The 4,368-nt window shown below is 44.1% G+C and carries 3 protein-coding genes; 1 reads left to right on the top strand and 2 read right to left on the bottom strand.

Annotation, left to right across the window (positions count from 1 at the left end):
• Window positions 1-174: 174 nt before the first annotated feature.
• Together hpsE (H6S82_RS20530) and hpsE (H6S82_RS20525) are read right to left on the bottom strand one after the other, a co-directional pair.
• Window positions 175-1,140 carry a hormogonium polysaccharide biosynthesis glycosyltransferase HpsE gene (gene hpsE, locus H6S82_RS20530; RefSeq protein WP_242057043.1) on the bottom strand — a complete coding sequence of 322 codons (966 nt, stop codon included), beginning with the start codon at window positions 1,138-1,140 and terminating at the stop codon, window positions 175-177.
• A gap of 27 nt (window positions 1,141-1,167) precedes the next feature.
• Complete coding sequence (gene hpsE, locus H6S82_RS20525; RefSeq protein WP_190471096.1) at window positions 1,168-2,154, bottom strand: hormogonium polysaccharide biosynthesis glycosyltransferase HpsE; 987 nt, start codon at window positions 2,152-2,154, stop codon at window positions 1,168-1,170.
• A 65-nt stretch (window positions 2,155-2,219) separates the two neighbouring features.
• Here hpsE (H6S82_RS20525) and htpG point away from each other — a divergent pair, with 65 nt between their 5' ends.
• Window positions 2,220-4,259 (top strand): molecular chaperone HtpG, encoded by a 2,040-nt coding sequence (gene htpG, locus H6S82_RS20520; RefSeq protein WP_199315497.1) that lies wholly within the window; start codon window positions 2,220-2,222, stop codon window positions 4,257-4,259.
• Window positions 4,260-4,368 lie beyond the last annotated feature (109 nt).

Here is a 4,368-nt window from a genome sequence, read left to right as displayed (position 1 = left end):
TACAACAATTACATTAAATTTTTTCTGATAGTTTTTATTGCTTAATTGACTATAAATTTGGGTAAGAATATTTTGAGTATAATTTTTTCTATTCCTAACTGGAATTATCGCGGAAATTACTGACATATATTATTTACTCCAATTGCGATCGCTTGTCAAGCATTTCATCAAAAATTATTTTTGTATATTGATTTTCAATAAATAAAAAGGACTGAGAAAACTACCTATGAAAAATTCCATTTCACAGGCAGCGATCGCATCATTTTTCAACTCTCCTCGATACTTGATTAAGTGTAATGCCATGCGGCGCAAGTTTCCCAGTAAAGTTTTCGCGATCGCAATCGGTTTCTGCCAATTTTTAGCGTTAATCAGACGCAAATGGCAAGTAGCTAACCCACAGCCACGAGAGAGAGAAAGTAAGTAATTTCTTTCCAATCGCGATCGCGGTATCTGATGATAAGTGTGCATTTCAGGATTATACCAAATTTCCCAACCTACTTTGTGCATATACAGCAATGCTTCGTAGTCTTCTCCCCCCAACATCGAACCCCCTAATCTACCTCTTAACGTAGGACGAGTGGGAACGCTCTCATTCCATGCTTGTTTGCGAACTACCAAAGCCGCAGCTGTGGGGAGGCTTAAATTTTCTGGAGCGAAGAGCTTTGGTTTTGGGCCATATTCTCTGATTGCCAAAAAAGCTTGTATTCTTCTAAAATTTTCGGGAGGGGGAATTTCAAAATCACCGTGGGTTTGACCGCTCCAGGCACCAGCTTTTGGATGTTCTTTGCTAAATGAGTAAGCTGTTGCTACCCAGTCAGGATCTGGCAGATTATCATCATCAAGAAAACCAATTAATTCAGCTTTAGCTTCCTTGACCCCCCTTAACCTTGTGTAGGCAGATCCTTGTTCTTTTTCAAGATAATACCTGAGAGGATAGGCTTGAGGCCAATTAGCTTGATAGTTTCGGACAACTTTTGCCGTATCGTCGGTGCTGTTATTATCAACGATAATCACTTCCCAGGAAAGTCGATCGCTATTATTTTGCACTAGCAGCCTATCCAGAAGTTTTGGCAAACGGCTTGCCCCATTATAGGTAGGAATAACGACAGTAAAGTCTAAAAACATTTTGTAATAATTCATATTTTCGGACTACAATATACTTGCTTGTCACTCTTTATTTTTGTTACTTAAATATCCATTGTTCCAGAGATAAAAAAAACTTAAAAAACTGCTTAAAAGTAGTTCCATTTGACAAGCAGCCACCAAATCTGACTTTATTCTATTCCTGTACTTAAGCAAATGCAAAATTATTTTGCGTAAATCGTTTGCCATGTATCCCACAAAAGCCAATGGTCTTTGCCAAGATACCACACTCAGCATCCGAGTAACGTAACGGCTAAGTCCAATTCCTCGAAAAAAAGGAATTAAGTATTGTTTTTGCAAACGCCAATGGGGAATTTTGTGTTCGATTTCCATAGCGGGATTGTACCAAATTTCCCAGCCACGATTTTGGATATAAGACAACATTTCCAAGTCTTCACCAGTCAGCATATTGCTATCAACTCTACCTGTTAAAATTAACTGACTGGGGACGCTTTCTAGCCAAGCTTGCTTACGCACGACCAATCCCGCAGAGGGAGGCAGTAACTTTTTACTGCGTTTGTATAGCAGTGGTTCCGAACCGCGTTCTACGATCGCTAAATAAGGCAGTAGCGGCTTAAGGTTTTCCGGGGGGGGTATTTCAAATAGTCCGTGAATTTGACTACCGTATGCACCAGCTTGAGGATGTGCTAGACCAAAGGTACAGGCAGCTTCTACCCAATTCGATGCAGGTAAATTGTCATCATCCAGGAAGCCAATCAGTTCTGCTTGTGCTTCCTCAATAGCCCTTTTGCGAGCAAATCCAGCTCCCTGCTGACCTTCAAAGCAATACTTTAAAGGATAATCTAAAGGCCAGCTAACTTGATAATCTCTCACAAGTTTGGCTGTGTTGTCTTTGCTGTTGTTATCTACTACAATAATTTCCCAGCGGAAGTTTTGTATGGACTGCGATCGCTCAGCGTGTGCAATGCACTCTCTCAGTCTCTCTAGAACTTCCGGTAAACGCTTCTCGCCATTATAAGTTGGGATGGCGACGGTGAAGTCAACAGACATATGGCGTTCGGGACGCTAAAGTCACAATCTATCCTGGATATAGTATAAGCAACCTAACTCAACTTATGACCATGCTGGAACAAGGCACTATCACTATCCATACCGAGAATATTTTCCCCATCATCAAAAAATCCCTCTACTCCGGTCACGAGGTTTTCTTGCGGGAACTAATCTCCAACGGCGTGGATGCCATCCAAAAACTGAAAATGGTGTCCCACGCAGGTGAAGTTACAGGCGAAGTCGGGGAACCGAAAATTAAAATCTCCATCGATAAGGACAAAAAGACGCTCTCCATCACCGATAATGGCATCGGTATGACCGCTGAGGAAGTTAAGAAATATATCAATCAAGTTGCCTTCTCCAGCGCCGAAGAATTTATCCAAAAGTATAGAAGCAGTGGCGACCAACAGATTATCGGTCACTTCGGCTTGGGTTTCTATTCCTCCTTCATGGTGGCCCAAAAAGTCGAAATCGATACGCTTTCCTACAAAGAAGGGGCACAGGCAGTACACTGGTCGTGCGACGGTTCCCCAAACTTTACTCTAGAAGATTCGCCCCGTACCGATCGCGGCACTACCATTACCCTCTTTTTACAAGAAGAAGAAGTCGAATACGTCGAACCTTCCCGCATTCGGCAATTGGTGAAGACCTACTGCGATTTTATGCCAGTGCCGATCGAACTTGAAGGCGAGCAGATCAACAAACAAAAGGCACTGTGGCGGGAATCCCCCAGAAGCCTGAAAAAAGAGGATTATTTAGAATTTTACCGCTACCTCTATCCCTTCCAAGAAGAACCGCTGTTGTGGGTACACTTAAACACCGATTACCCCTTCTTACTCAACGGTATTCTCTATTTTCCCAAACTCAAACCAGAAGTAGACGTAACGCAGGGCAATATTAAACTGTTCTGCAATCAAGTATTTGTCAGCGACCACTGCGAAGAAATTATTCCCAAATTCCTGCTACCGATGCGCGGCGTCATCGACAGTCCGGATATTCCCCTCAACGTCTCCCGCAGCGCCTTGCAGATGGATCGCACCGTTCGTAAAATAGCAGACTTCGTTGCTAAGAAAGTAGGCGATCGACTCAACGAACTCTACCGCGATAACCGCTCCGAATATATCAGCTCTTGGCAAGACCTGGGCACCTTCGTCAAATTCGGCTGCATGAATGACGAAAAGTTCAAAAAGCAAGTCGAAGATATCATTATCTATCGCACCACGTTAGCAGTAGAGCAGCCGTCCCCGCCTGCTACCGAAGCAGGAGAGCAAGCATCCCCGCCTGCTACCGTACAAGTGCAAACACAAGAAGGCGATGCTTGGCAAGATGTTACCCCAGCCGCTCAAGAACAAGAAAATCCCAAATCCCAAATCCCAAATCCAAATTCGGAATACACCACCCTCAAAGAATACCTAGAACGCAACCAAAAACGTCACGAAAACCGCGTATTCTACTGCTCCGATCCAGTAACGCAGGCAACATACGTAGAATTACACAAAAAACAAGGTTTGGAAGTCCTGTTTATGGACTCCTTCATCGACAGCCACTTCATCTCTTTCTTGGAACGGGAATATAAAGATGTCAAGTTCTCTCGCGTAGACTCCGAACTGGATGAAAACCTCCTCGAAAAAGACAAAGCCGCCGAAATTGTTGACCCCAAAACCAACAAAACTCGCAGCGAACTGATTAAAGAGCTATTCGAGAAGGCGCTCAACAAGGAGAAAGTTACCATCCGCACGGAGGCGCTTAAATCCGACGACCCCCAAGGCACTCCGCCGGCAATGGTACTGCTACCGGAATTTCTGCGCCGTCTGCGGGAGATGAATGCTTTGTTGCAGCAGCAAGCTGTGCAATTCCCTGAAGAACATACTTTGGTGGTGAATACCTCTCACCCCTTGATCCACAATCTCGTCAATCTCAGTCAAGGCGGTATCGTCCAAACTGAAGGTACATCACCCAGCGGCGAACTGGCTAACATGATTTGCCATCACGTCTACGATTTGGCTTTAATGGCACACAAAGCATTCGACGCTGAAAAAATGAAGGCTTTCTTGGAGCGATCGAATCAAGTCCTCACTCGTCTCACCGAACGCGCCGCCAGTTGAACGGGAAAGTCAAAAGTCAAAAGTCAAAAGTCAAAAAAAAGGGCGTCGGGATTAGGGGTTAGGGGAAAGGGGAAGATAAAAGAGGGAAAAGATTAATTATCTCGCTCCC

This window comes from Planktothrix sp. FACHB-1355 (assembly GCF_014748295.1).
GTDB lineage: Bacteria > Cyanobacteriota > Cyanobacteriia > Cyanobacteriales > Aerosakkonemataceae > Aerosakkonema > Aerosakkonema funiforme_A.
Note: the sequence above shows the minus strand (reverse complement) of the source record. Positions and strands in the feature narration are given on the sequence as shown.

Bases quoted from the DNA above. Each gene is read 5' to 3' on its own strand.
- hpsE (WP_242057043.1), bottom strand. From the start codon at position 1,140: ATGAATTATTACAAAATGTTTTTAGACTTTACTGTCGTTATTCCTACC.
- hpsE (WP_190471096.1), bottom strand. From the start codon at position 2,154: ATGTCTGTTGACTTCACCGTCGCCATCCCAACTTATAATGGCGAGAAG.
- htpG (WP_199315497.1), top strand. From the start codon at position 2,220: ATGACCATGCTGGAACAAGGCACTATCACTATCCATACCGAGAATATT.